This window comes from Streptomyces sp. NPDC001407, from assembly GCF_042895325.1.
GTDB lineage: Bacteria > Actinomycetota > Actinomycetes > Streptomycetales > Streptomycetaceae > Streptomyces.
Genome location: NZ_JBIAWF010000026.1, coordinates 1 through 25053 on the forward strand (window position 1 = coordinate 1; position 25053 = coordinate 25053).

General features: G+C 71.2%; 18 protein-coding genes and 1 riboswitch. Of the genes, 15 read left to right on the forward strand and 3 right to left on the reverse strand.

What is annotated here, in order from left to right; genetic code table 11:
• Positions 1–201: 201 nt before the first annotated feature.
• Positions 202–1899, reverse strand: coding sequence for a lytic transglycosylase (locus ACFY1P_RS28655; protein WP_390752224.1), 1698 nt, complete (start codon positions 1897–1899; stop codon positions 202–204).
• A gap of 498 nt (positions 1900–2397) precedes the next feature.
• On the opposite strand from ACFY1P_RS28655, the gene ACFY1P_RS28660 reads away from it, so the two are divergent.
• From ACFY1P_RS28660 to ACFY1P_RS28670, 3 genes are all read left to right on the forward strand, one after another.
• Positions 2398–3186: an ABC transporter ATP-binding protein gene (locus ACFY1P_RS28660; RefSeq protein ID WP_361525436.1), complete on the forward strand. Its 789-nt coding sequence runs from the start codon at positions 2398–2400 to the stop codon at positions 3184–3186.
• Positions 3183–5747, forward strand: coding sequence for an ABC transporter permease (locus ACFY1P_RS28665; RefSeq protein ID WP_390752225.1), 2565 nt, complete (start codon positions 3183–3185; stop codon positions 5745–5747). Before ACFY1P_RS28660 ends, ACFY1P_RS28665 begins: the two co-directional genes overlap by 4 nt.
• A gap of 236 nt (positions 5748–5983) precedes the next feature.
• Entirely contained in the window at positions 5984–6685 is a 702-nt protein-coding gene (locus ACFY1P_RS28670; protein WP_390752226.1) for a DUF4097 family beta strand repeat-containing protein, read from the forward strand.
• 15 nt (positions 6686–6700) lie between these two features.
• On the opposite strand, the gene ACFY1P_RS28675 is transcribed toward ACFY1P_RS28670, so the two are convergent.
• Positions 6701–7291, reverse strand: a complete 591-nt coding sequence (locus ACFY1P_RS28675) for a Uma2 family endonuclease (RefSeq protein WP_361525445.1) — start codon at positions 7289–7291, stop codon at positions 6701–6703.
• A 168-nt stretch (positions 7292–7459) separates the two neighbouring features.
• Between ACFY1P_RS28675 and mfd the strand changes: the two genes are divergently transcribed.
• Positions 7460–11014, forward strand: a complete 3555-nt coding sequence (mfd, locus tag ACFY1P_RS28680; RefSeq protein ID WP_390752227.1) for a transcription-repair coupling factor — start codon at positions 7460–7462, stop codon at positions 11012–11014.
• A 31-nt stretch (positions 11015–11045) separates the two neighbouring features.
• Here the strand turns inward: mfd and ACFY1P_RS28685 are convergent, their stop codons facing one another.
• The gene (locus ACFY1P_RS28685) at positions 11046–12515 is read right to left on the reverse strand and encodes a DUF2079 domain-containing protein (RefSeq protein WP_390752228.1); all 1470 of its coding nucleotides are present in this window, start codon (positions 12513–12515) and stop codon (positions 11046–11048) included.
• A gap of 294 nt (positions 12516–12809) precedes the next feature.
• Here ACFY1P_RS28685 and ACFY1P_RS28690 point away from each other — a divergent pair, with 294 nt between their 5' ends.
• The 11 genes from ACFY1P_RS28690 to ACFY1P_RS28740 all read left to right on the forward strand — a co-directional run bounded on the left by ACFY1P_RS28690 (position 12810) and on the right by ACFY1P_RS28740 (position 24891).
• Positions 12810–13424, forward strand: a complete 615-nt coding sequence (locus tag ACFY1P_RS28690) for a SurA N-terminal domain-containing protein (protein ID WP_361525453.1) — start codon at positions 12810–12812, stop codon at positions 13422–13424.
• Between the two features lie 248 nt (positions 13425–13672).
• Complete coding sequence (locus ACFY1P_RS28695) at positions 13673–14638, forward strand: nucleoside triphosphate pyrophosphohydrolase (RefSeq protein WP_361525456.1); 966 nt, start codon at positions 13673–13675, stop codon at positions 14636–14638.
• Between the two features lie 78 nt (positions 14639–14716).
• Positions 14717–15148 carry a DUF6479 family protein gene (locus ACFY1P_RS28700; protein WP_361525459.1) on the forward strand — a complete coding sequence of 144 codons (432 nt, stop codon included), beginning with the start codon at positions 14717–14719 and terminating at the stop codon, positions 15146–15148.
• Between the two features lie 250 nt (positions 15149–15398).
• Positions 15399–16649, forward strand: coding sequence for a cytochrome P450 (locus ACFY1P_RS28705; RefSeq protein ID WP_361525462.1), 1251 nt, complete (start codon positions 15399–15401; stop codon positions 16647–16649).
• A 164-nt stretch (positions 16650–16813) separates the two neighbouring features.
• Positions 16814–17854: a transglycosylase family protein gene (locus ACFY1P_RS28710; protein WP_390752229.1), complete on the forward strand. Its 1041-nt coding sequence runs from the start codon at positions 16814–16816 to the stop codon at positions 17852–17854.
• A 260-nt stretch (positions 17855–18114) separates the two neighbouring features.
• Positions 18115–18281: riboswitch (cyclic di-AMP (ydaO/yuaA leader) on the forward strand.
• A gap of 3 nt (positions 18282–18284) precedes the next feature.
• Positions 18285–19028 carry a transglycosylase family protein gene (locus ACFY1P_RS28715; protein WP_361525468.1) on the forward strand — a complete coding sequence of 248 codons (744 nt, stop codon included), beginning with the start codon at positions 18285–18287 and terminating at the stop codon, positions 19026–19028.
• 612 nt (positions 19029–19640) lie between these two features.
• Positions 19641–20921, forward strand: a complete 1281-nt coding sequence (eno, locus tag ACFY1P_RS28720; RefSeq protein ID WP_116212154.1) for a phosphopyruvate hydratase — start codon at positions 19641–19643, stop codon at positions 20919–20921.
• A 128-nt stretch (positions 20922–21049) separates the two neighbouring features.
• Positions 21050–21523, forward strand: a complete 474-nt coding sequence (locus tag ACFY1P_RS28725) for a septum formation initiator family protein (protein ID WP_390752230.1) — start codon at positions 21050–21052, stop codon at positions 21521–21523.
• 77 nt (positions 21524–21600) lie between these two features.
• Positions 21601–22131, forward strand: a complete 531-nt coding sequence (locus ACFY1P_RS28730; RefSeq protein WP_361525475.1) for a DUF501 domain-containing protein — start codon at positions 21601–21603, stop codon at positions 22129–22131.
• On the forward strand, positions 22128–23069 hold the full coding sequence (locus ACFY1P_RS28735; protein ID WP_390752231.1) for an exopolyphosphatase: 942 nt from the start codon (positions 22128–22130) through the stop codon (positions 23067–23069). The genes ACFY1P_RS28730 and ACFY1P_RS28735 overlap by 4 nt, the downstream gene beginning before the upstream one ends.
• A gap of 433 nt (positions 23070–23502) precedes the next feature.
• Positions 23503–24891: an NAD(P)/FAD-dependent oxidoreductase gene (locus ACFY1P_RS28740; RefSeq protein WP_361525481.1), complete on the forward strand. Its 1389-nt coding sequence runs from the start codon at positions 23503–23505 to the stop codon at positions 24889–24891.
• The last annotated feature ends 162 nt before the right edge of the window (positions 24892–25053 follow it).

Below are 25053 nucleotides of genomic sequence, written 5' to 3' on the forward strand. Positions count from 1 at the left end.
GGCTTGCCCCCAGTTTCGGGAAGGGGCGGGGTAGGGGAAGAAAGCGCCGCAGGCGCCGACCGGCCCGCAGTCGGGGGTCTGGGGCAGCGCCCCCCCACGCGGCGGAGCCGCACATGAGATGCAGCCGGGAAGGGGCGGGTGGGGGAAGAGCCCGCCGCAGGCGCACGCCGGCCCGCCGTGGGGGGCCTGGAGCACGCCCCCTTACCCCCGAGCCGCCTCCACCCGCACCTCGAACGAAAGCACCTGCCCGTCCGCCGTCGAGATCTTCAGCCGGTAGGGCCCAACCTTCGCGTCCGCGAACAGGTCCGGCAGGGAAACCGATCCCTTCTCGTCTGTCGGGCCCAGAGCGATCGTCCGCACCGCCTTGCCGTCCTTCTTGAAGTACGGCCCGACGGTCGTGGGCGTCACACCGTCCGCCGCCAGGACCGTCGCCGTCAGGCCGCTGACGCCCGCGAGCGGCTTCCCGTTCTTGCCCAGGGTCTGGACCCGGATCGCCCCGAAGGTGGTGGAAGGCGCCGCCGGGCCCGGCTTGTCGCCCACCAGCACCACGCTCTCCACCGGCATCGCCTTGACCGTGGCCGCGAAGTCGACCGGCGTGATGTCGCGCCCCTCGACCGTGGCCCGCACCGTGAACTGCCCCGCCTGGTCGTTCGCGATGACCGCCGGTGCGGCGGCGGTGCCGTCCTTGCCCGTGGTGACGGTGAAGACCGTGCCGGTTCCGGGGAAGCGGGCCTTGGTCTCGCCGATGATCTCGAAGCGCACGCGTGTGCCCGCGGTCGGCTTGCCGGCGTCGGTGAGGGTCCGTACGCGGGCCTGCTCCTTGAACGTCTCGCCCGCCGTGGCCGTCCACTGCGCGTCCCCGACCCGCTCCAGCCGGGCGGTCGTGGGCGCCGGAGGCGTCGGCTTGCCGGGGTCCGTCGGCTTCGTGGGCTTGCCGGGCTCCGACGGCTTGGGCTTGCTCGGGGTGCTCGGAGTGCTCGGCTTGTTCGGGGTGCTCGGCTTCTGGCTCTGCTGCGGCGAAGGCCGCGACGTGCCAGGCGTGCTGGGCGCGCTCGGCGAGCTGGGCGTGTTGCCCGCCGGGATCCGCGGAGCGGAAGGGCTGCCCGAGGCGTCCGGCAGGGCGGTGACGTCGCCGCCCTGGTACGCGCGCATCCACGCGACGACGCTCTTGACGTATTCGCGGGAGGGGTTGTAGCTGAGGATCGCCTTGTCGAGATCCCCCGGCTTGTTCAAGTCCCGGCCGTTCGCGCACAGATAGCGGGCGGTGCCGAGGGCGGCGTCGTAGATGTTGTTGGGGTTCTTGTAGCCGCCGTTGCCGTCCGAGCCGATGTGCTTCCAGGTGGACGGTATGAACTGCATGGGGCCGACGGCGTGGTCGTACTGCGTGTCGCCGTCCCAGAAGCCGCCGTCGGTGTCCCTGACCAGGGCGAACTCCCGGCCCGTCAGCGCGGGGCCGAGGATCGGCTTGTCCGTGGTGCCGTCGGGGAGGAGGTGGGTGCCGAAGATGGTGCCGTGCTCGGACTCGACCTTGCCGATGCCGGCGATGAGCTGCCAGGGGATGTGGCAGTTGGGCAGCTCGGTGCGTGCCTGGGCCTCGGCCTTCTTGTAGGCGTCGAGGGCCGTCGCGGGGATGCCGGTGGAGCCGTCGGGGGTGTTGCCGCCCGCCGAGGGCGTGCCGGGGAGGCCGCCGGGCGAGTGCGGTCTGAGGTCGGGCAGCGTGAGGTTGGGGGTGCCGTGCGGCAGCGACTGGGGGTTGTCGGAGCCCGGCGTGGGTTCGTCGGCGTCGGCGGTGTTGTGCGGCGGGCTGACGCCGACCGCCGCGGTCAGGCTGGCGACGAGCAGGGCCGTGCACAGGCCCTGCCGGGAGACGCTCGCGGCGCGCGTGGGAAGAATCTTCACGGGCTGCTTCCTTCGAAAGACCGGCGGCCGGTTCGAAGGGGTGGCACGTCGCCCCCCTCGACCATCAAAGCCGAACACTAATTCCCTCTGACCGCAATTGTCTTGCAGCGGGCCAGGCTTCACGTATTCTCCGCGCTTCGTTTCCCCTCGGTGATCTCCGGATGAGCGAATCTGCCCGTATTGCGTACGCTTCGTCCGGTTATATGTAGTTGTCGACCCCGAGGGACGGGCCGGGCGCAACGGCCCGACCCCTAGGGGATGTTCCCCCGCGCCTCCTCCTCGCCCCCGCCCCCCGGTCGTACCGGAGCAGGAGGAACGCCCCCCGATCGCTGTCTAGCCTTTTTCGAGACGGCCCGAGCGCGGAGGTGGGGCTAGCCCCACCCCGAAGACACGGACAGCCACCAATGTGGCCGTGGCCGGATTCCAGCAGGCTGAGTACGTACCTCAGTGACGCGCGCACCAGGGCGCAGCGGACACCGCAGACATAGGAGACCCACCGTGACAACCGCCGTATCGATTCCCAGGACCGGGGGCAGTGGAGGGCATGCGGCCGTCGCGGCGAGGGCCCGTCAGGTCGTCAAGGCGTACGGCGCGGGGGAGACCCGCGTCGTGGCGCTCGACAACGTCGACGTGGACATCGCCCGCGGGCAGTTCACCGCGATCATGGGCCCGTCCGGCTCCGGCAAGTCGACCCTGATGCACTGCCTGGCCGGTCTCGACACCGTCACTTCCGGCCAGATATTCCTCGATGAGACCCAGATAGTCGGGCTCAAGGACAAGAAGCTCACGCAGCTGCGCCGGGACCGGATCGGCTTCATCTTCCAGGCGTTCAACCTGCTGCCGACGCTGACCGCCCTGGAGAACATCACGCTCCCCATGGACATCGCGGGCCGCAAGCCGGACCGTGCGTGGCTGGAGCGGGTCGTCGAGACCGTGGGCCTGGCGGGCCGGCTGAAGCACCGCCCCAACCAGCTCTCCGGCGGCCAGCAGCAGCGCGTTGCCGTGGCGCGCGCCCTCGCGGCCCGCCCGGAGATCATCTTCGGTGACGAGCCGACCGGAAACCTCGACTCGCGGGCCGGTGCCGAAGTGCTCGGCTTCCTGCGCCAGTCGGTGGACGAGCTCGGCCAGACCATCGTCATGGTCACCCACGACCCGGTCGCCGCCTCCTACGCGGACCGGGTGCTGTATCTGGCCGACGGCCGGATCGTCGACGAGATGTACAGCCCGACCGCCGACGCGGTCCTGGAGCGCATGAAGAACTTCGACGCCCGTGGACGGGTGTCGTGACCATCCTCAAGACCTCCGTGCGCAACTTCCTCGCGCACAAGGGGCGCATGGCGCTGTCCGCCATCGCGGTCCTGCTGTCGGTGGCGTTCGTGTGCGGCACGCTCGTCTTCACCGACACCATGAACGCCACGTTCGACAAGCTCTTCGCCTCCACCGCCTCGGACGTCTCGGTCAGCCCGGAGAAGAACGACGACGCGCAGCAGACCGGCAAGCCGCAGACCCTGCCGGCCTCGCTGCTGGCCCGGCTCGGCGAGGTCGACGGCGTCGCGAGGGTCGAGCCGCACGTCACCAGCCAGCAGATCACCGTCGCCGACCGCGACAACGAGAGCCTGAGCCCCAGCTCCGGCGCCCCCACCGTGGGCACCAACTGGGACGAGAGCCAGAAGAAGTCCGTCGAGATCACCAGCGGCCACGAGCCGCGCGGCGCGGCCGAGGCCGTGCTCGACTCCGACACCGCCGACAAGCACGAGGTCAAGACCGGTGACACGCTCCGCGTGATCGCCGCTCCGGGCGACTTCACCGTCAAGGTCGTCGGCATCGCGACGTACAAGTCGACCAACCCCGGTGCCGCGGTCCTCTACTTCGACACCGCGACCGCCCAGGCCAAGCTGCTCGGCAGCACCTCCGCGTACAGCGGCTACGGCCTGACCGCCGCCTCCGGCGTCAGCGACGAGCAGCTCAAGGAGCGCGTCACCGCCGCGATCGGCACGGGCTACACCGTGCACACCGCCGCGGAGACCAAGGAGGAGAACAAGAAGGACATCGGCTCCGTCCTCGACGTGCTGAAGTACGCGCTGCTCGGCTTCGCCGGCATCGCCGTCCTCGTCGGCATCTTCCTGATCGTCAACACCTTCTCCATGCTGGTCGCCCAGCGCACCCGGGAGATCGGCCTGATGCGGGCCATCGGTGCGGGCCGCCGGCAGATCCTGCGGTCCGTGCTGGTCGAGGCACTGCTGCTCGGCGTCGTCGGCTCCGTCCTGGGCATCGGCGGCGGCATCGCGCTGGCCGTCGGCCTGATGGAGCTCATGGGGTCCATGGGCATGAAGCTCGACATGGGCGAGCTGACCGTCAAGGCCACGACGCCCGTCGTGGGCCTCGTGCTCGGTGTGGTCGTGACCGTGCTGGCCGCCTTCCTGCCTGCCCGCCGGGCCGGGAAGATCTCCCCGATGTCCGCCCTGCGCGACGCGGGCACCCCGGCCGACGGCAAGGCGGGCAAGGTGCGGGCCGTCATCGGCCTGGTCCTCACCGGCCTCGGGGCGCTCGCGCTGGTCGGCGCGGCGAACGCGGACAAGGCCACCGCGGGCGGCGGCCTGATCGCGCTCGGCATCCCGCTCACCCTGATCGGCTTCGTGGTCGTGGGCCCGCTGCTGGCCGGGCTGGTCGTCCGCGTCATCAGCGCGGTCGTGCTGCGGGTCTTCGGCCCCGTCGGCCGGCTCGCCGAGCGCAACGCGCTGCGCAACCCGCGCCGTACGGGAGCCACCGCCTCCGCCCTGATGATCGGCCTCGCGCTGGTCGCCGCCCTGTCGGTCGTCGGCTCCTCGATGGTCGCCTCGGCCACGGACCAGCTCGACAAGTCGGTCGGCGCGGACTTCATCATCCAGGACCAGAGCGACAACCCGATCACCCCGGCGACGGAGAAGGCCATCACCTCGGCCGGTCACATCGACCACTTCACCCGCTACGTCGGTGTCATCGCCAAGGTCACCACGCCCGACGGGAAGACCGCGACCCAGCGGCTCAACGCGACCGACCCCACCTACCCGGACGACCTCCGCTCGGAGACCGTCCAGGGCAGGCTGAAGGACGCCTACGCCAAGGACGCCATGTCCGTGCCCGAGGGCTACGCCAAGGACCACGGCATCAAGCTCGGCGACCGGCTGACCGTCGTCATGACCGACGGCCGGCCCGCGAAGCTCAAGGTCAACGCCATCACCTCGGACGACACCAGCATCGACAAGGGCGCGATGTACCTCGACATCGCCACCGCGAAGAGCTACCTGCCCGCCGACAAGATGCCGCTGACCGGCATGATCCTCGCCAAGGCCGCCGACGGCCAGGCGAAGGAGGCCGCCGCGTCCCTCAAGGCCGCGGTCAAGGACTACCCGCAGATCAAGGTCCGCGACCAGTCCGACTACAAGAAGCTCATCAAGGACCAGATCGGCCAGCTCCTCAACATGATCTACGGGCTCCTCGCCCTCGCGATCATCGTGGCGATCCTGGGCGTCGTGAACACCCTCGCCCTGTCGGTCGTCGAGCGGACCCGGGAGATCGGCCTGATGCGCGCCATCGGCCTCTCCCGCCGCCAGATGCGCCGCATGATCCGCCTGGAGTCGGTGGTCATCGCCCTCTTCGGCGCCCTCCTGGGCCTCGGCCTCGGCATGGCCTGGGGCATCGTCGCCCAGAAGCTCCTGGCCCTGGAGGGCCTCGGGGTGCTGGACATCCCCTGGCCGACGATCGTCACCGTCTTCGTCGGCTCCGCGGTGGTGGGCCTGCTGGCCGCGCTCGTCCCGGCGTTCCGGGCGGGCCGGATGAACGTGCTGAACGCGATCGCGACGGACTGACCACCGGGCAGGCTGCTGCCCTTCCTGCCGGGCCCGGCCCGGACGCGCCACGGGGGTGCGCGTCCGGGCCGGGCCCTTTGTCGCGCGGGTACGGGCCGCGCGTCCCCTAGGGAAGACCTCGTCCGCCGGGCCGAGTCGCCGGGGGCGATGCCGCGTCGACAATGGACACCTTCGCCCTGACCGAGTCTCAGAAGAAGCCTCGGGAAAAGCCTCAGAAAAAGGAGCCCTCAACCATCATGGCCCGCCGTCTCGTTCCCCTCGCCGTTCTCTCCTGCACGGCGGCGGCCGTGCTGACCGCAGGCTGTTCGATGATCGACGGGCCGACGAAGAAGGCCGAGCGGACGTACACGCTCGACGGCGAGGTCAAGGTCGTCGACGCCGCGACCAACGGCGGGAACATCACCGTCGTCCCCATGGAGGGGAGCGGCGGGCCGGTGCGGGTGACGGAGAAGTACGAGTACAGCAGCCAGAAGCCCGACCCCCGGCACAGCCTCAAGGACGGCCGCTTCACGCTGGAGCGCGACGACTGCGGCGGTTCGAACCACCGGTGCACCGTGAACGTCGAGGTGCTCGTGCCCCGCACGGTCGCCGTCGACCTGCGCACCAGCGGCGGCAACATCACCGTGCGCGGCACGTCCGGCGAGATCGCCGCGCACACCAGCGGCGGTGACATCACCATCGAGGATTCCGCGGCGAAGAAGGCGACCGCGCGGACGAGCGGCGGGACCGTCACGGCGACCTTCACCCGCGTGCCGGACGCCGTGGACGGCCGCACGCAGGGCGGCGACGTCGAGATCCACGTGCCCAGGGACTCCTACGCGGTGGAAGCCTCGACGCAGGGCGGCACCCGCGAGGTCACCGTCCCCACGGACGACCGCTCCACGCACACGATCAAGGCGCACACGCAGGGCGGGGACGTCACGGTCTCGCCGTCGTGAACGGTTCCCCGCCGCTCAGAAGCGGAAGATCGACTTGAGGTCGATCTCCACGGGGAACGGCACCTCGGCGCGGAAGCGATCGGTGTGGGAAGCGCCTTCGGGCCGGTTGGCGGGCGCGTAGACACCGCTCGGCTCGTCCAGCCAGAACTCGTGGAGGACGGGAAAGTTGTCCTCGCCGCGCTCTACGCGCCAGTAGTGCGGGACTCCCGCCTCCGCGTACATGGCGGGCTTACGGAAGCGGTCGTCGGTCCGTGAGCCGTGCGACACCACTTCGACCACCAGCGACACGGCTTCGACCGGCACGCACTCCAAGGTGAAGAAGTCCAGACCGGTGCGGTCGAAGACCACGACGTCGGGCTTCGGGGGGTTGTACTCGTCGACCAGTATGCAGCGCTCGGTGTTCACCTCGTACGGATCCTGCCGGGCGCTCTCAAGCTGGAAGTACAGCTTGTCGCGCACACGGTCGTGCCACTGGCTCGTCATCCCCCGGACCACGATCGCCCCATCCACGAGTTCCCAGTCGAACGGCAGATCCAGGTCCTTGACCTGGTCGTACGTCCAGCCCTTGGACGGCGGGTGCATCCAGTCGATCGGCTCGGCGGTCACATGCCACCTCCCTCACTGTCGGTGTGATCCAGCCTAGCCGCGAGGCGCCCCGGCAGGATCGTTCCGGCGGCCGCTGTCAGCCCCCCGTCGTACGCTGGGACCCAGCCCCGGCCCGTCATGCACGTGCCGGGCCGTTCGCGTTGCCCACCCCCGGGACGGAAGCCCTTCATGAGTCTGCACGGTCTGCTCGACGCCGTCGTCAATGATCCGGCGCTCGCCGAAGCGGTGAAAGCCGCCGCCGACGGCCATCGGCCGCACGTCGACCTGGTGGGTCCGCCCGCCGCGCGGGTCTTCGCCATCGCCGCGCTCGCGCGCGAGGCCCAGCGGCCCGTGCTGGCGGTGACCGCCACCGGGCGGGAGGCGGAGGACCTGGCGGCGGCCCTGCGCTCGCTGCTGCCGCCGGACGGCATCGCGGAGTATCCGGCCTGGGAGACGCTGCCGCACGAGCGGCTGTCGCCGCGTTCGGACACGGTCGGCCGGCGGCTCGCCGTGCTGCGCCGGCTGGCGCACCCGAGCGCGGACGACCCGGCGGCGGGGCCGGTCAGCGTGGTCGTCGCGCCCGTGCGCTCCGTGCTCCAGCCGCAGGTCAAGGGGCTCGGCGACCTGGTGCCCGTCGCCCTGCGCACCGGGCAGAGCGCCGACCTCGGCGAGGTCACCGAGGCGCTGGCCGCCGCCGCGTACGCCCGGGTCGAACTGGTCGAGAAGCGCGGCGAGTTCGCCGTCCGCGGCGGCATCCTGGACGTCTTCCCGCCGACCGAGGAGCACCCGCTGCGGGTGGAGTTCTGGGGCGACGACGTCGAGGAGATCCGCTATTTCAAGGTCGCCGACCAGCGGTCCCTGGAGGCCGCCGAGCACGGCCTGTGGGCGCCGCCCTGCCGTGAGCTGCTGCTGACCGACAGCGTGCGCGAGCGGGCCGCCGCGCTCGCGGAGGAGCACCCGGAGCTGGGCGAGCTCCTCGGCAAGATCGCCGAGGGCATCGCCGTGGAGGGCATGGAGTCCCTCGCCCCCGTCCTGGTCGACGACATGGAGCTGCTGCTGGACGTCCTCCCGGCGGGCAGCATGGCCGTCGTCTGCGACCCGGAGCGCGTACGCACCCGGGCGGCCGACCTCGTGGCCACCAGCCAGGAGTTCCTCCAGGCGTCCTGGGCGGCGACCGCCGGCGGCGGCGAGGCGCCGATCGACGTGGACGCGGCCTCCCTGTGGGGCATCGCCGATGTCCGCGACCGCGCCCGCGAGCTCGGCATGATGTGGTGGTCCGTCAGCCCCTTCGCCGCCGACGAAACGCTGACATTTTCCGCTGACGCGGAGGGTGACGGCGACACCCTCAAGCTGGGCATGCACGCCCCCGAGACCTACCGCGGCGACACCGCCCGCGCCCTCGCGGACACCAAGGGCTGGCTGTCCGACGGCTGGCGCACCGTCTTCGTCACCGAGGGCCACGGCCCGGCCGCCCGCACGGTCGAGGTGCTCGGCGGCGAGGGCATCGCCGCCCGCCTCGACGCCGACATCGACGGCCTCTCGCCGTCCGTCGTGCACGTCTCCTGCGGCAGCCTCGACAACGGCTTCGTCGACCCCGGCCTGAAGATCGCCGTGCTCACGGAGACGGACCTCTCCGGCCAGAAGTCCGTGAGCAAGGACCTCGGCCGGATGCCCGTCCGCCGCCGGAAGACCATCGACCCGCTGACGCTCCAGGCCGGTGACTACATCGTCCACGAGGCGCACGGCGTCGGCCGCTACGTCGAGATGGTGCAGCGCACGGTCCAGGGCGCCACCCGCGAGTATCTGCTGGTGGAGTACGCCCCCGCCAAGCGCGGCCAGCCCGGCGACCGGCTCTACATCCCCACCGACCAGCTGGAGCAGGTCACGAAGTACGTCGGCGGGGAGGCGCCCACCATGCACCGCCTCGGCGGCGCGGACTGGACGAAGACGAAGGCGCGCGCGAAGAAGGCGGTCAAGGAGATCGCCGCCGACCTGATCAAGCTCTATTCGGCGCGCATGGCCGCCCCCGGCCACACCTTCGCCCCGGACACCCCCTGGCAGCGCGAGCTGGAGGACGCCTTCCCGTACGCGGAGACGCCCGACCAGCTCACGACCATCGCCGAGGTCAAGGAGGACATGGAGAAGTCCGTCCCCATGGACCGCCTGATCTGCGGCGACGTCGGCTACGGCAAGACGGAGATCGCGGTCCGCGCGGCCTTCAAGGCGGTGCAGGACGGCAAGCAGGTGGCGGTGCTCGTGCCCACCACGCTGCTGGTGCAGCAGCACTTCGGGACGTTCTCCGAGCGCTACGCCCAGTTCCCGGTCAACGTCCGGGCCCTGTCGCGCTTCCAGACGGACAGCGAGGCGAAGGCGGTGCTGGAGGGGCTGCGGGACGGCTCGGTCGACGTCGTCATCGGCACGCACCGGCTGTTCTCCTCGGAGACGAGGTTCAAGGACCTGGGCCTGGTCATCGTCGACGAGGAGCAGCGCTTCGGCGTCGAGCACAAGGAGCAGCTGAAGAAGCTGCGCGCCAACGTCGACGTGCTGACGATGTCCGCGACGCCCATTCCCCGCACGCTGGAGATGGCCGTCACCGGTATCCGGGAGATGTCGACGATCACGACGCCGCCGGAGGAGCGGCACCCGGTGCTGACCTTCGTCGGGCCGTACGACCAGAAGCAGATCGGCGCGGCCATCCGGCGCGAGCTGCTGCGCGAGGGCCAGGTCTTCTACATCCACAACCGCGTGGAGTCCATCGACCGGGCCGCGGCCCGGCTGCGGGAGATCGTGCCGGAGGCCCGGATCCAGACGGCGCACGGGCAGATGGGGGAGAGCGCCCTGGAGCAGGTTGTCGTCGACTTCTGGGAGAAGAAGTTCGACGTGCTGGTCTCCACGACGATCGTGGAGTCGGGCATCGACATCTCCAACGCCAACACCCTGATCGTGGAGCGCGGCGACAACTTCGGCCTGTCGCAGCTGCACCAGCTGCGCGGCCGGGTGGGCCGCAGCCGTGAGCGCGGTTACGCCTATTTCCTCTATCCGCCGGAGAAGCCGCTCACCGAGACCGCGCACGAGCGGCTGGCCACCATCGCCCAGCACACGGAGATGGGCGCGGGCATGTACGTGGCGATGAAGGACCTGGAGATCCGCGGCGCGGGCAATCTGCTCGGCGGGGAGCAGTCGGGCCACATCGCGGGCGTCGGCTTCGACCTCTACATCCGCATGGTCGGCGAGGCGGTCGCCGACTACCGCGCGTCGCTGGAGGGCGCCGAGGAGGAGGAAGCGCCGCTGGAGGTGAAGATCGAGCTGCCGGTCGACGCGCACGTCCCGCACGACTACGCGCCGGGCGAGCGGCTGCGCCTCCAGGCGTACCGCGCGATCGCCTCGGCCAACAGCGAGGAGGACATCCGCGCGGTCCGCGAGGAGCTCACCGACCGCTACGGCAAGCTGCCGGAGCCGGTGGAGAATCTGCTGCTGGTCGCGGGCCTGCGGATGCTGGCGCGCGCGTGCGGCGTCTCGGACATCACCCTCCAGGGCGCGAACGTGCGCTTCGGCCCGGTGGAGCTGCGGGAGTCGCAGGAGCTGCGGCTGAAGCGGCTCTATCCGCGTACGGTCATGAAGCCCGCGACCCAGCAGATCCTGGTGCCGCGCCCGGCGACCCGCCCCATCGGCGGGAAGCCGCTGGTCGGCCGGGAGCTGCTGGCGTGGACGGGCGAGTTCCTGACGACGATCCTCGGGTCCTGAGCGGCCTGAGCGGGTCGGCCGGGGCGGGCGGCTAGACGCGCTGGAGCACGGCGTAGCCGCCGTCGTTGCCGAGGAGGGCGTAGCGGGCGCCGGGGTGCAGTTTCTCGGCGTCGGCCACGAGGTCGGCCGGGGGCCTGCCGTCGAGGACGTGCTGGGCGACGTAGTCGGGGGTGATGCCGCGGGTGTCGCCGATCCAGAAGACGCGGCAGCGGCCCGCGAGCCTGCTTATGGGGCCCACGTCGGACTCGACGGTGGCGTCGTCGGGTATGCGGGCGAGGAGGTTCTCGGCCGCGCGCACGCTCGCGGGCACGCGGTAGGTCTCGCCCTGGGTGAGGGAGTAGAGCGGCAGCGAGGCCGTCAGCGCGAGGGCCGCGGCGAGTACGGCGCCGGGCAGGTGGTGCGCGTAGGAGCGCAGCCAGGGCCGGCGGTCGCGGTGCGCGCCGGTGAGCGCGTCGGTGAGGGCGATGAACACGACGGGCATGAGCACGGCGCTGTAGTGCCAGTCGGTGGTCCAGTAGTGGTCGTCGTGGGAGACGAACCGCCAGCCCAGGGTGGGCAGGGCGACGATCAGCACGGGTGAGCGCAGGGCGAGCAGCCCGGTGGTGGGCAGCAGGGTCCACAGCAGGGTGCGCACCGCGGTGTCGAGGGGGATGACGGGGGCGGGGCCGTCGCCGCCCTTGAGCTTGTCCCAGTAGTCGTAGGCGCCGCCGGTGTTGAAGGACGGGATGATCACGCCGAAGGTGAGGGCGGCGGCGGCGAGCCCGAAGACGAGCAGGCCCACGCCGAGGGCGGTCGCCCGGGTGTCGCGGGTGCCGCCGTCGCGCCGCCGGTCGCCGTGCAGCCGGATCAGGACGAGCGCGCCGATCGCGGCGGCGGTGATGCCCAGGTCCTCCTTGACGAGGACGAGCGGCGCGGCCCACCACACCGCGGCCCGCCACCGCTTGCGGACGACCGCCTCCAGGGAGAACGCCAGCAGCGGCATGGCGAACGCGATCTCGTGGAAGTCGAAGTCGACGGCCCGCTGGACCCCCCAGGACAGTCCGTACGCGACGCCGATGGCCAGCCCCCGCTTGCGGCCCAGCAGCCCGGCGGCGAGCCGGGTGACGGGTATCGCGGACAGGGCGAACAGCGCGGCCTGCACGACGAGGAGCGTCACGGGGGAGGGGAAGATCCGGTAGAAGGGCGCGACGAGCGCGGTGACCGGGCTGAAGTGATCACCGAGGATGTTGGTGCCGGGGCCCTTGAGGTCGGCTATGGGCGCCTGGAGGTGGGCGTAGCCGCGTATGGCCTGTTCGAAGATGCCCAGGTCCCAGGACATGGTGAGCATCCTGCGGTGCCGGCACACGGACAGCGCGGTGAAGAGGACGAAGAGGACGCCGGCCAGCCAGTACGGGTCGAGCCGGGGTGCGCGCAGGGCCGTGGCGCGGGGCCGGGCGGCGGGTGCTTCCTCGGCCGCGCGCCGGGCGGGTGCCGGTCCGGTGGCGGCTGCGGCCGGGTCCATGCGCGTTCCCTCTTCTTCTCCGGCGGTTTCCTCCCCGGACTCCCCGGGGCCTCAGTGAAGTGTCCAGGATGCCGCGCGCGCCCGGGGCGGCTGCCGGAAAGTTCCCCGCGAGGACGGGGGCGCGTGTGGCCGGGGCAACTGGTCGGCGGAACCGCCGAGCTGACGGAGAGTCGGTGCCCGAGCACCTCAACGACCCGCGAATCGTTGGTCGTACGGGTGGCCCGGATCACACGGACTGCCTACCATCGATCACCACCAGGTCCAGGTACCGCACGATCTCTGCCGGGAGGCTCCATGATCCGCCGAAGGACCGCGCTCTCCGTCTCCGCCGCCGCCCTCCTCGCCGCGGCCCCGGCCCTCACCGCCTGCGGCTCCACCGCGCACCCGGGTGCGGCGGCGGTCGTGGGCAAGGACCGGATCACCGTCACCCAGCTGCAGAGCCAGGTGTCGGACGTACGCGACGCGCAGCGGTCCTCCCCGCAGGGGCAGCAGCTCACGGAGAACAGCGCCCGGCTGGGCCAGGACACCCTCGTCCGGCTCATCCAGTACCGCATCGTCGAACGGGCCGGCGCGGACAACGGCATCGACGTCACCCGCCGCGAGCTCCAGGAACAGCGCGCGGCCGTCGAGCGGGCGAACGGCGGCGCGGACGCGGTGCGCGCCCGCTTCCTCACGCTCGGCATCGCCCCCGACCAGATCGACCAGGCCCTGACGATGGACCTCACGCGCGCGAAGCTCGACGCGAAGTTCGGGACGGCGCGCACGAACGAGATCCTCATGCGGACGTCGGACGCGATGCGGGTGGATGTGAACCCGCGCTACGGCGTCTGGGACGCGAAGCGGGGGACGGCGCAGCCGCTGCGTGAACCGTGGCTCCACCCGGAGCCGCAGCCGGCGAACCCGGCGTAGTTGTTTTCTTCCCCAGCCCCGCCCCTTCCCGAACTGGGGCTTCGCCCCAGACCCCGGACCGCGCTGGCGCGCGGTCGAGCGCCGCAGGCGCTGCGCGTCAGCCGACGAACCCGCAGCTCGGGGTCTGGGGCAGCGCCCCCCACGCGGCGGAGCCGCAAATTAGATGCAGCCGGGAAGGGGCGGGGCTGGGGAAGAAAGCGCCGCAGGCACCCACCGGCACCGCCCACCGCGAAGCGTACGCTCGACCCGTGAACGACTCCGGCCGCATCATCCTGCTCACGACCAGCCACCGCGTAGCCCCCGGCCTCCTCTCCTGGCCCGCCTGGGAAGCCCTGCGCCAAGCCGATCGCGTGCTCTGCGCCGACCCCGCCCACCCCCAGCTCCCCTATCTCAGGGAGGCCGGCGTCGAGGTGGAGCACGCCAGCGCCACCGCCCGGGAGCTCGTGGACCACTGCGTGGCGGGCGGCGGGCGGGACGTCGTCGTGCTCACCACCGCCGAGGGCGACGCCGCGCTCACCGACGGCCTGGCCCGGCTCGCCGGATCCGGCCGGGAGGACATGCCGGCCCTGGAGCTGCTCCCCGGCGCGTACGACCTGCCCGGGGCCCGCCTCCTGGACCTGGTGCAGGTCATGGACCGGATCCGGGCCACCTGCCCGTGGACCGGCATCCGCACCCACGAGGACCTCGCGAAGTACGGGCTGGAGGAGATGTACGAGCTCCTGGAGGCCATCGAGACCGGCGACCGGGAAGCGCTGCGCGAGGAGCTCGGCGACGTGCTGCTCCAGGTCGTCTTCCACGCCCGGATCGCCCAGGACGACCCCGACGAGCCGTTCTCCGTCGACGACGTGGCCGGCACGATCGTCGACAAGCTCGTCCACCGCCACCCGCACGTCTTCGGCGAGGAGAGCGCAAAGACCCCGGAGGACGTCAAGGCGCACTGGCTGCGGACGAAGGCGGAGGAGAAGGGCCGTGTCTCGGTGACCGAGGGCGTGCCCCTGGGCCAGCCCGCACTCGCCCTCGCCGCGAAGCTGGCCTCCCGGGTCCGTAACGAGGGCATCGACGTCCCCCTCCCCTCCGGGGCCGGCGTCGGCTACGAACTGCTGGCCCTGGCGGCCCGCGCCGAAGCGGACGGCGTGGACCCGGAAACGGCCCTGCGAGCGGCGGCCCGCACCTACCGCGACGCGATCCGCGCGGCGGAACGCGCGGAGCGGTAGCGCCGGACCCGTGGCGTTGAAACACCCGTTCGGCCTAGATGTCGACTTGTCCTGCGGGTCGGCGGGTACCCGAGTTCCATGCGTACCGAGTACACCGACATCGCCGCCCCCGACTGGCTCGGGGGCATCGTCCAGTTCATCGTCGGCATCTGCGTCGTCGCCCTGCTGATCCTGGCGGTCGTCTACGGCTTCCGGAAGCGGGACAAGGAGCCGCCCCCGCCGTCCCAGCCCCAGCGGCGCGCCGGTGCCTGGCAGACCCGCCAGGAATACGACACGGGCCCGGAGTCGCCCGACCACGGGCCGGGGCACAACGACGAGAACGGCGTGATCGGCTACGTCACCGAGCACCGCGAGTCCGACGAGCTGCACCCCGAGGCGGAGGGGGAGCGCGTCCTCCCGCACGAGGTCAGGAACCCCGGCAGCCACCCCGAGGAACTCAGCGAGGAACGCAAGAAGTGGAACCCCGGCGGCAGCGGCGGCTTCGGCAGCGGCGGCGGGGGCCACACGTAGGCCCTGCCGGGACCGAGGCGGGTCTGCCCCGCGGGTCCGTCCGCCGCCTGCGGCGGGGGCGCCCCGCGGGTCCGTCCTCAAGCTCCGCTCCTGCCGCCGGGGCCCGGGTTGCCCGCCCGCGTCAGCCACCTCCATCCTGTCCGGCGCTTGAGGACACCGCCGCGCGGCGGTGGTGCGGGCGTCGCCACCCGCGGACGTGGCCGACCCGTCCCCGCGAGCGGGCCCCGCCCGACCGGTAGCGTCAGTGCACGTGCACCACGACCTCCCCGCCACGATCCCCCCGCTCTTCACCTGGGAATTCGCCGCCGACCCGTACCCCACGTACGCCTGGCTCCGCGAGAACGCCCCCGTCCACCGCACCGTGCTCCCCAGCGGCGTGGACGCCTGGCTCGTGACCCGCTACGCCGACGCCCGGCAGGCGCTCGCCGATCAGCGGCTGTCGAAGAACCCCGTGCACCACAGCGAGTCCGCGCACGGCAAGGGGAAGGTCGGCATCCCGGGCGAGCGCAGCGCCAACCTGATGACGCACCTGCTCAACATCGACCCGCCGGACCACACCCGGCTGCGGCGGCTGGTGTCCAAGGCGTTCACGCCGGGTCGCGTCGCCGAGTTCGCACCGCGCGTCCAGGAGCTGACCGACAAGCTCATCGACGACTTCTGCGCGCGGGGGAGCGCCGACCTCATCCACGAGTTCGCCTTTCCCCTCCCTATCTATGCCATCTGCGACCTGCTCGGCGTGCCGGCCGAGGACCAGGACGACTTCCGCGACTGGGCGGGCATGATGATCCGCCACGGCGGCGGACCGCGCGGCGGCGTCGCGCGCGCGGTGAAGAAGATGCGCACCTATCTGGCGGAGCTGATCCACCGAAAGCGGGAGAACCCCGGCGAGGATCTGATTTCGGGTCTGATCCGGGCAAGCGACCACGGTGAGCACCTCACCGAGAACGAGGCCGCGGCCATGGCCTTCATCCTCCTCTTTGCGGGTTTCGAAACAACTGTGAACCTGATCGGTAACGGTCTTCACGCACTCCTGCGCAATCCGGGGCAGCGCGAGCGGCTCCAACTCGCGCTCGCCGAAGGGGACGAGAGCCTGCTCGCCACCGGCGTGGAGGAACTGCTGCGGTACGACGGCCCGGTGGAGCTCGCCACCTGGCGGTTCGCCAAGCAGGAGCTGACGATCGGCGGTCAGCGCATCGCCGAGGGCGACCCCGTGCTCGTCGTCCTCGCGGCCGCCGACCGGGACCCGGAACGCTTCGCGGAGCCCGACACCCTCGACCTCTCCCGGGCCGACAACCAGCACCTCGGATACGGGCACGGAATCCACTACTGCCTGGGCGCCCCGCTGGCCCGCCTCGAAGGCAGGACCGCGCTCGCGACACTGCTGCGCCGCCTCCCTGACCTGCGGCTTTCCGTCGACCCCGAGGAGTTGCGGTGGCGCGGCGGGCTCATCATGCGCGGACTGCGCACCCTGCCGGTCGAGTTCGCACCGCGCTCCGGATGACCCTGCGTCAACTGGCGTGACCACCGCGTGACCTGCGCTACACCGGCTTGTGACTCGTGAGGGCGGTGGCTATGTTCGACCACCATATTCGCCGCCACACGAGAGGCCATCGCATGCGCTCCGGGAACGGTCGACATCGTCGCCCCCGTCAGGTACCCGCCGTCGTGGTCGCAGCGGGGGTGACGGGCTCGGCCCTCGCCATGCCGCTGCTCGCGGCCACCGGCGCCAACGCCGCCGGCGCCCCCACGTGGGACCGCGTCGCCCAGTGCGAGTCCGGCGGGACGTGGAGCACCAACTCCGGCAACGGCGCGTACGGCGGGCTGCAGATGACCCAGGAGCTGTGGGAGCAGTACGGCGGCCGGACGTACGCCCCGCGGCCCGACCTCGCCAGCCGGCAGCAGCAGATCGCCGTCGCCGAGAACGTCCTGAACGCCGGGGCGAGCACCTGGCAGTCCTGCGGCTCCGCCGCGGGCCTCACCAAGGGCGGCGAGGCTCCGGAGGTGACCCCCGGCAGCACCAAGGAGCCCACGTACGACGCGCCCGCGCCTCGTGCACCGGAGCGCACTCCCTCCGCACCCGCGACGGGCGGCTCCGCGCCGTCGGACTCCACCGCTTCCCCGGCTGCCCCGGCCTCACCGTCCGCAAACCCGGACGCGAAGCCGGATGCGAAGCCCTCTTCCGGGACGCCCTCGCCTTCCGCGAGCGGCAAGAGCGACAAGCCCGAGGGCGGCAAGCACCGCAAGGACCCGGGCGGTCCCACGACGGGTCCCACGAGCGGACCCACGGGCGATCCCACCGAAATCCCCACGTCGGGCGCTTCGCCGTCCACGCAGGCACCCACCGACCCGTCCGCCGGTGAGCGGCCCACGGACCCCGCGTCGCCGCACGCGCCGTCCACCGGCAGCCCGGAGCCCGGCTCCGGTTCGAGCTCGGACCCGGGCTCCGGTTCCGGCTCGGGCAAGCACCGCGCGGAGCCGCCGCGTTCGGACGACGAGGGCCGCGCGTCCCGGGGTGGCGATGACGCCCGCACCGGCAGGCCCGCCGCGGGGGATTACACCGTGCGGCCGGGTGACAACCTGTCAGTCATCGCGGAGGCTCACTCCGTTAGCGGTGGATGGCAATCGCTGTACCAGCGGAACGAGAAAGTTGTCGGATCCGATCCCGATCTGATCCTTCCTGGTCAGCGGCTTGAGGTCGGTAAATAGCCCGACAGTTCGGGGGGAATGTCCGTTCCAGTCGAAAGTGAGACATGGGTCTCGTTGAACTTCCGCGGAACGGCCTCCTCCGAAACTTGGCGCACCCGCTCCCACCTGCGGATATGTCAGGTTTCCATGGGTAACAAGAGGCAACTGTGGCTGGAAAGAGGGGTTTGAACCCGTCGGCCCGGAGTGCTTACCGTCATGACCGCTCGCCACCGCGAGCACCACGGTCGCCACGCCGAATCCTGCCGGCGACCGGCGGAGTCGTCGCGAAAGCGCCGTAGGCAGGAGCGGGGGAACCAAGGTAGGCGCCGGAACGGTCCGCGAGGACCGGAACGGCTTGGGGTGAAGCCGAGTGTGCTCGCACACGAGGCCGGGCGAACTCACAGCCCGAACCCGACAGCTCACCTCGTAGGCGTCGGTGAGGAAACGACTCATGTCCAAGGGCAAGCACCGTCGTCCGTCCAAGGCCGTCCGCATCGTCACGCTCGCCGGTGTCACCGGCGCCGCGGTCGCGGCCCCGCTGATGATCGCGACCTCCGCGAACGCCGCCTCCGTCTCCACCTGGGACAAGGTCGCCCAGTGCGAGTCCGGCGGTAACTGGTCCATCAACACCGGCAACGGCTACTACGGCGGCCTGCAGTTCTCGCAGTCCTCCTGGAACGCCGCCGGCGGCCAGAGCTACGCCGACCGAGCCGACCACGCCAGCAAGTCCCAGCAGATCGCCGTCGCCGAGAAGCTCCTCGCCATGCAGGGCCCGGGCGCCTGGGGCTGCGCCGTGTCCGGCATGACCCCCGGTGGTTCGGGTGCCGGCGCGGACACCTCCGGCTCGGAGAAGGCCGACCGCGGCACCTCCACGAAGTCGCACGCCGACCGCAGCGAGCGCCAGGCCACGCCGAAGAAGACCACCCCGAAGCACGCCGCGCCGCAGGCGCAGAGCTCCGACGAGGACGAGTCCGAGGCCGCCCCGGCCCCGAAGCAGACCGCGCCGAAGCACGCCGCCCCGAAGACGGTGAAGAAGGGTGACGGCGAGTACGAGGTCAAGGAAGGCGACACGCTCGGCAAGATCGCCGATGCGAACAAGGTCAAGGGCGGCTGGGAGAAGCTCTACGACCTCAACAAGGACGTCGTCGACAACGCCGACCTGATCTTCCCGGGTCAGCACCTGCACCTGAGCTGACGCCTCAGCCCCACGGCCCCGCCCCGACGCGTACCCCGAGCGCGCCGGAGCGGGGTTCGTTTGTTTCCCCGGCCCCGCCCCTTCCCGCAGCATCTGATGCGCGGCTCCGCCCCGGACCCGTGCCCGGGTGCGGCTTGACTGCGCCTGCGGCGCTTTGTTCCCCTACCCCGCCCCTTCCCGAAACTGGGGCTTCGCCCCAGACCCCTGACCGCGCTGACGCGCGGTGTCCTCAAACGCCGGACGGGCTGGATTGCACGGAGCGTGGGTTCGTAACCTGCGGCCCGCAATCCAGCGTCGCAGGCAACGGACTACGGACCGCACATCCAGCCCGTCCGGCGCTTGAGGACACCCGGCGAAGCCGGGTAGGGGTCCGGGGTCTCCCCGGTTTCGGGAAGGGGCGGGTAGGGGAACAAAAGCCCGCCGCAGGCGCAAAGCAACCCGCACCCAACCCCGGCCCACTTCATCGCTCAGCGAACATTGCCGCCATTCGCCCCGCCATCTGCGCCTTTGTGGCATTTTTCGGCCCGTGGGCCGTCCCGACGGCAGGGCGACCCCCCGCCGCCCGTTAGGCTCGTGCTCGCAGAACTCCAGACACACACGAAGGAGACCCTCGTGCCGTCCATCGACGTCGTCGTAGCTCGCGAGATCCTCGACTCGCGAGGCAACCCCACGGTCGAGGTCGAGGTCGGCCTCGACGACGGCTCCACGGGCCGTGCCGCCGTGCCGTCCGGTGCCTCGACCGGTGCCTTCGAGGCCATCGAGCTCCGTGACGGTGACAAGAACCGTTACCTCGGCAAGGGCGTCGAGAAGGCCGTCCTGGCCGTCATCGAGCAGATCGGCCCGGAGCTCGTCGGCTACGACGCCACCGAGCAGCGCCTGATCGACCAGGCCATGTTCGACCTGGACGCCACCGACAACAAGGGCTCGCTCGGCGCCAACGCCATCCTCGGCGTCTCCCTCGCCGTCGCGCACGCCGCGTCCGAGGCCTCCGACCTGCCGCTGTTCCGCTACCTGGGCGGCCCGAACGCGCACCTGCTGCCCGTTCCGATGATGAACATCCTCAACGGTGGGTCGCACGCCGACTCCAACGTGGACATCCAGGAGTTCATGATCGCCCCGATCGGCGCGGAGTCCTTCTCCGAGGCCCTGCGCTGGGGCGCCGAGGTCTACCACACCCTCAAGTCCGTGCTGAAGGCCAAGGGCCTGTCCACCGGCCTCGGCGACGAGGGCGGCTTCGCCCCGAACCTGGGCTCCAACCGCGAGGCCCTCGACCTCATCCTCGAGGCCATCAAGCAGGCCGGTTACACCCCCGGCCAGGACATCGCGCTCGCCCTGGACGTCGCCGCCTCCGAGTTCTACAAGGACGGCTCGTACAACTTCGAGGGCAAGTCCCGCTCGGCCTCCGAGATGACGGACTACTACGCCGAGCTCGTCGCCGCGTACCCGCTGGTCTCCATCGAGGACCCGCTGTTCGAGGACGACTGGGACGGCTGGAAGACCCTCACCGAGCGCCTCGGCGACAAGGTGCAGATCGTCGGTGACGACCTGTTCGTCACCAACCCCGAGCGCCTCGGCCGCGGCATCGAGGAGGGCGCCGCCAACGCCCTGCTGGTCAAGGTCAACCAGATCGGCTCGCTGACCGAGACCCTCGACGCCGTCGAGCTGGCCCAGCGCAACGGCTTCAAGTGCATGATGTCGCACCGCTCCGGCGAGACCGAGGACGTCACCATCGCCGACCTCGCCGTCGCCACCAACTGCGGCCAGATCAAGACCGGCGCCCCGGCCCGCTCCGAGCGCGTCGCGAAGTACAACCAGCTGCTGCGCATCGAGGAGATCCTCGACGACGCCGCGGTCTACGCCGGCCGCAGCGCCTTCCCGCGCTTCAAGGGCTGACACCCGCCGGGGGGCGGAAACCCCCGGGCGATATCCACAGCCTCACCACGTCCCCGGCCACGGTCCCGTACCGTGGCCGGGGACGTACGTTCGCAGGCGAGGCTGTCGAGAGACCACGGGGAGGCGAAGTGGCGGGCGACCGGTTCTCGACCGCGGCCAGACTCAAGGCGCTGGTGCGGGGCCCGCGGGCCCGGGTGTACCGCGCGCGGACCCGCCGCCGCGGCAGGCTCACCGGGCGCGCGGCGCTGCTCGCGCTCGTCGTCTGCTCCCTGGTCGTCGCCCTCGCCTATCCGATGCGCCAATGGGTCACCCAGCGCTCGGACATCGCCGGCCAGCGGCAGCGCACCGAGCAGGCCCGCAAGCAGGTGCAGCGGCTGCTGGACGAGAAGGCGCGCCTGGAGGACCCGGCGTATGTCGAGCAGCAGGCCCGCGAGCACCTGCACTATCTCCGCCCCGGCGAGACCGGCTACAGCGTGGTCGACGGCAGCGCCGCCGCCCGGCGGCCCAAGGACCAAGGCGCCGCCGACCGCCCGTGGTACAGCAATCTCTGGGACGGCGTGGACCAGGCCGACGCCTCGGACGCCCCGGACACCGGCCGCTGACCGCGCCCCCCCCCGCCACGCAGCTCCCCCCCCGAGCTTCACCGAGACCTCCACCGAGACCGAGCACGAGCGAGCACATGGACACCCCTCCTCCGAAGACCGAGCCCACCGAGCCCACCGACGCGGACATCGCGGCGTTCAAGGAGCAGCTGGGCCGCCCGCCGCGCGGGCTGCGCGCCATCGCCCACCGCTGCCCGTGCGGCAACCCCGACGTCGTCGAGACCCAGCCGCGGCTGGAGGACGGCACGCCCTTCCCGACGCTCTTCTATCTGACCTGCCCGCGCGCGGCCTCCGCGATCGGCACGCTGGAGGCGGACGGCGTCATGAAGGAGATGACGGAGCGTCTGAAGACCGACCCGGAGCTCGCCGCGGCGTACGAGAAGGCGCACGAGGACTACATCACGCGCCGTGACGCGATCGAGGTCCTGGAGGGCTTCCCCAGCGCCGGCGGCATGCCGGACCGCGTCAAGTGCCTGCACGTGCTGGTGGGTCACTCGCTGGCCGCGGGCCCGGGCGTCAACCCGCTGGGCGACGAGGCGATCGCCATGCTGCCCGAGTGGTGGGCCAAGGGCCCGTGCGTCAACCCGTGCGGGGGCGAGGAGAAGTGACCCGCGTAGCCGCCGTCGACTGCGGCACGAACTCCATCCGGCTGCTCGTCGCCGACCTCGACCCGGCGACCGGCGAGCTCACCGAGCTCGACCGCCGGATGCGGATCGTCCGGCTCGGCCAGGGCGTGGACCGCACGGGCCGGCTGGCCCAGGAGGCGCTGGAGCGCACCTTCGCCGCCTGCCGGGAGTACGCGGAGGTGATCCGCGAACTGAAGGCCGAGCGGACCCGCTTCGTGGCGACCTCCGCCTCCCGCGACGCGGAGAACCGCGCGGAGTTCGTGCGCGGGATCGTGGAGATCCTGGGCGTGGAGCCCGAGGTGATCAGCGGCGACCAGGAGGCGGAGTTCTCCTTCACCGGCGCGACCAAGGAGCTCGTCGGCCGCGAGGACCTGGACAGGCCGTATCTGGTCGTGGACATCGGCGGCGGTTCCACGGAGTTCGTCGTCGGCGACGACCACGTCCGGGCCGCGCGCAGCGTGGACATCGGCTGCGTCCGCATGACCGAGCGTCACCTCGCGGCGGACGGCGTGGTCGCCGACCCGCCGTCCTCCGGCGGGCTCGACGCGATGCGGGCCGACATCGACGCGGCGCTGGACCTCGCGGAGGAGAAGGTGCCGCTGCGCGAGGCGCACACCCTCGTGGGCCTGGCCGGCTCGGTCACCACGGTCGCGGCCATCGCGCTGGGACTGCCGGAGTACGACTCGGCGGCGATCCACCACGCGCGGATCTCCCTGGAGCGGGTCCAGGAGATCAGCGACATGCTGCTGGCCTCGACGCACGAGCAGCGCGCGGCGATCCCGGTGATGCACCCGGGCCGCGTCGACGTGATCGCGGCGGGCGCGCTGGTGCTCCGCCGCGTGATGGAGCGGGCGGGCGCCCAGGAGGTCGTGGTGAGCGAGCACGACATCCTGGACGGCATCGCCTGGAGTGTCGCCTGAGGAGAGCGCCGAAGGGTCGCGCAGGGGCTCCTGAGAGCCCCTGCGGGGCCGTCGGAAGCCCTGTGGAACCCCCTTCGGGAGCCACCGTGGAGGAAAGTTCGTGAAATCCTTCACATGAAAAAACAAGGCGTCAGGCAAGCCGAAGCGCCGAAGTGCCCCGTTTGGGTCGTTCCAAACCTTCGGCAGCCGGATACCGGCTGGTATCTGTCGAGTTAAAGAGACGCTTATGCGGGCCGCCGCGGGGCAGTGGTCCACCCCTCGCCGAAGCCGCAAGGCCAGTTCAGCGGGGGTGTTCAACGCGCGCGTCTACACCGTGGTTCCCCCGGAGCGCTATGGCATGGGTCACGGGGGCGGCGGAGTGTAGCAGACCCCTCCCCACTCCTTGTGAAGGGGCTCACGAGCACCCCCGTCCGGAGTGCTGGATACTCGAAACATGAGCACCACGGAGCGTCCACGGATCCTCGTAGTAGGCGGTGGGTACGTCGGCCTGTACGCGGCGCGCCGCATCCTTAAGAAGATGCGGTACGGCGAGGCGACCGTCACGGTCGTCGACCCGCGCTCGTACATGACGTACCAGCCCTTCCTCCCCGAAGCAGCTGCCGGCAGTATCTCCCCCCGCCACGTCGTGGTGCCGCTGCGACGCGTGCTCCCCAAGGCGGAGGTCCTCACCGGCCGCGTCACGACCATCGACCAGGACCGCAAGGTAGCCACGATCGCGCCGCTCGTCGGCGAGGCGTACGAGCTGCCCTTCGACTACCTGGTCGTCGCGCTCGGCGCCGTCTCCCGTACCTTCCCGATCCCCGGCCTCGCCGAGAACGGCATCGGGATGAAGGGCATCGAGGAGGCCATCGGCCTGCGCAACCACGTCCTCGAGCAGCTCGACAAGGCCGACTCGACCACCGACGAGGAGATCCGCCGCAAGGCGCTCACCTTCGTCTTCATCGGCGGCGGCTTCGCCGGCGCGGAGACGGTCGGCGAGGTCGAGGACATGGCCCGCGACGCCGCGAAGTATTACCCGAACGTCAAGCGCGAGGACATGCGCTTCGTCCTGGTCGACGCCGCGGACAAGATCCTGCCCGAGGTCGGCCCGAAGCTCGGCGCCTACGGCAAGCAGCACCTCGAGAGCCGCGGCGTGGAGATCCACCTCTCCACCTCGATGGACTCCTGCGTCGACGGCCACGTCGTGCTGAAGAACGGCCTGGAGGTCGACTCCAACACGATCGTGTGGACCGCGGGCGTCAAGCCCAACCCGGCGCTGGCCCGCTTCGGCCTGCCGCTCGGTCCGCGCGGCCACGTCGACACCTCCGAGACCCTCCAGGTCCAGGGCACCGACTACATCTGGGCCGCGGGCGACAACGCCCAGGTCCCGGACATGGTCGGCCGCAAGGCGGGCAACGAGAACGCCTGGTGCCCGCCGAACGCCCAGCACGCGCTGCGCCAGGCCAAGGTCCTCGGCGACAACGTGGTCTCGGGCATGCGGGGCTTCCCGCAGAAGACGTACGAGCACGCCAACAAGGGTGCGGTGGCGGGCCTCGGCCTCCACAAGGGCGTCGCGATGATCGTCATGGGCAAGATGAAGATCAAGCTCAAGGGCCGTCTCGCCTGGTACATGCACCGTGGCTACCACGGCATGGCCATGCCGACCTTCAACCGCAAGATCCGCGTCTTCGCGGACTGGACCCTGGGCATGTTCCTCAAGCGTGAGGTCGTCTCGCTCGGCGCCATGGAGAACCCCCGCGAGGAGTTCTACGAGGCCGCCAAGCCCGCTCCCCAGGTGAAGAAGGACGCTCCGGCCGACAGCACCAAGGCCAAGGCTTCCTGACGCAAGGTCACCGCCGCGCGCGCCGCGGTCAATACGCCGAAGGGCGTCCACCAATCCGTGGGGTGGACGCCCTTCGGCGTATCCAGTGACAGAGTGCCGATCTAATCTGACGGAACGGGACTACCGGGCTCGCTCTTGGTGTTTAGGTGTCAGTTGAACGTT

What these genes read in the sequence shown, in the direction of transcription:
- ACFY1P_RS28670 (WP_390752226.1), top strand. Translation starts at nt 5,984, where the DNA reads ATGGCCCGCCGTCTCGTTCCCCTCGCCGTTCTCTCCTGCACGGCGGCG.
- mfd (WP_390752227.1), top strand. Translation starts at nt 7,460, where the DNA reads ATGAGTCTGCACGGTCTGCTCGACGCCGTCGTCAATGATCCGGCGCTC.
- ACFY1P_RS28685 (WP_390752228.1), bottom strand. Translation starts at nt 12,515, where the DNA reads ATGGACCCGGCCGCAGCCGCCACCGGACCGGCACCCGCCCGGCGCGCG.
- ACFY1P_RS28690 (WP_361525453.1), top strand. Translation starts at nt 12,810, where the DNA reads ATGATCCGCCGAAGGACCGCGCTCTCCGTCTCCGCCGCCGCCCTCCTC.
- ACFY1P_RS28700 (WP_361525459.1), top strand. Translation starts at nt 14,717, where the DNA reads ATGCGTACCGAGTACACCGACATCGCCGCCCCCGACTGGCTCGGGGGC.
- ACFY1P_RS28715 (WP_361525468.1), top strand. Translation starts at nt 18,285, where the DNA reads ATGTCCAAGGGCAAGCACCGTCGTCCGTCCAAGGCCGTCCGCATCGTC.
- ACFY1P_RS28730 (WP_361525475.1), top strand. Translation starts at nt 21,601, where the DNA reads ATGGACACCCCTCCTCCGAAGACCGAGCCCACCGAGCCCACCGACGCG.
- ACFY1P_RS28740 (WP_361525481.1), top strand. Translation starts at nt 23,503, where the DNA reads ATGAGCACCACGGAGCGTCCACGGATCCTCGTAGTAGGCGGTGGGTAC.